The sequence below is a fragment of the Sutterella seckii genome, from assembly GCF_009183815.1.
GTDB lineage: Bacteria > Pseudomonadota > Gammaproteobacteria > Burkholderiales > Burkholderiaceae_F > Sutterella > Sutterella seckii.
This window is the reverse complement of record NZ_WEHX01000185.1, coordinates 1-1,405: the sequence shown is the minus strand read 5'-3', so window position 1 is coordinate 1,405 and position 1,405 is coordinate 1. Positions and strand designations below refer to the sequence as shown.

Sequence of the window (1,405 nt, the reverse complement as noted above, 5' to 3'; positions counted from 1 at the left end):
TCACGACGGACACCCTTGCCTCTGGCTGTGAGCTTGGCACTACCTCCTGCTCATCGGGACTTTCACCCTATAGAAATCGCCCATGCCGGGCACACGACAGAAGCCGGCCGTACCGCATTCCCGCGTACGGCCGGTTTTTCATTCCTTTTCTATTTCAGTCGTTTTCTGCCGCGGGCCGCGTCAGAATGGCGTTCCGCCATTCCTCCCGTTTCTTCTCCGGAGAACTCCCTTATGCCGCTTATCGGCGCCATTGCAGGCGATATCCTCGGCTCCCGCTACGAATTTGCGAACTTCCGCGGCTCTCCCGAAGAGCTCGTCATTTTCCCGCCGGGCGCATTTCCGACGGACGACACCGTTCTCACCTGCGCCGTGGCAAAGGCGCTCCTTGATGCCCGCACGCCCGAAGGCACGGTTGACCATGAGAACTTCCAAAGTCTTATTGCCCCCGCGCTCAGAAAGCTTGCGGGCGACCATGGAAGCGCCGGCTACGGCGCGCGCTTCATGCGCTGGGTGCTGAGCGACGACGCGCCCGCTCCCATGAGCTTCGGAAACGGCGCCGCCATGCGGATTTCCCCCTGCGCCTGGGCGGCGAGAACGCCCGCAGAAGCGCTTGAGCTCGCCCGCATTGCAACGCTCCCCACGCACGGACACCCGGAAGGTCTCATGGGTGCGGCCGCCACCGTATGGGCGATCAACGCCTTCCGGGCGAATCTGGCCGAAAACGACATTCGACGCGAATGGGCGGAGCGCTTCGGCAGTCTGGGTCCTCTTCCGAAACTTGAGAGCCTTACGCCGCCCATCCGGACGGATCTTTCCTGCCGGGGCACCGTTCCGCTCGCGCTTGAAATCGCGCTTCAGAGCCGAAGCTACGAGGAGACCATCCGCCGGGCGGTTGCGCTCGGAGGCGACTGCGACACGATTGCCGCCATTGCGGGCTCGATTGCTGCGGGCCGCCATCCCGTCCCGCAGACGATCCGCGAAAAGGCGATCGCGCTTCTCCCTGATGATCTCCGCCGCATCGTGCTCGATTTCGCGGAAGCCTTCCCGCTTCCGCCTCTTTCCTGACGACATTCGCCAATTCGCGATTTTCCCGCCATACTCTCAACTGCCGGACGATGCAGACCCGCTGATCAGCGCCGGCAGAACGCGGCGAAGAAATACCACACAAAAAGGAAAAACAAACACATGACCCCGGATCTCGTTGAAGACATCCTTGAAGCCATGCGCTTTCACCCCTCCGTTGAAGCCTGGGACGAGCCCGGCACGATCGTCAGCATGACGACGGCGAACGGCCCGTGCGCCCTCAAGCGGAAAATCTCGCTCTCGGTCTTGGTATAACGACGGTCGAGAGAAAGCAAGTAGTTGAAATCCTTTAAAGATTTCATTGAAACCCACTTGCTTTTTC

At 61.1% G+C, this 1,405-nt stretch carries 2 protein-coding genes; both read left to right on the top strand.

What is annotated here, in order from left to right:
- Nucleotides 1–231: 231 nt before the first annotated feature.
- The gene (locus GBM95_RS11705; RefSeq protein ID WP_152159250.1) at nucleotides 232–1,065 is read left to right on the top strand and encodes an ADP-ribosylglycohydrolase family protein; all 834 of its coding nucleotides are present in this window, start codon (nucleotides 232–234) and stop codon (nucleotides 1,063–1,065) included.
- Nucleotides 1,066–1,185: 120 nt separating this feature from the next.
- Nucleotides 1,186–1,338 (top strand): hypothetical protein, encoded by a 153-nt coding sequence (locus GBM95_RS12425; RefSeq protein WP_193222704.1) that lies wholly within the window; start codon nucleotides 1,186–1,188, stop codon nucleotides 1,336–1,338.
- Nucleotides 1,339–1,405: the final 67 nt, after the last annotated feature.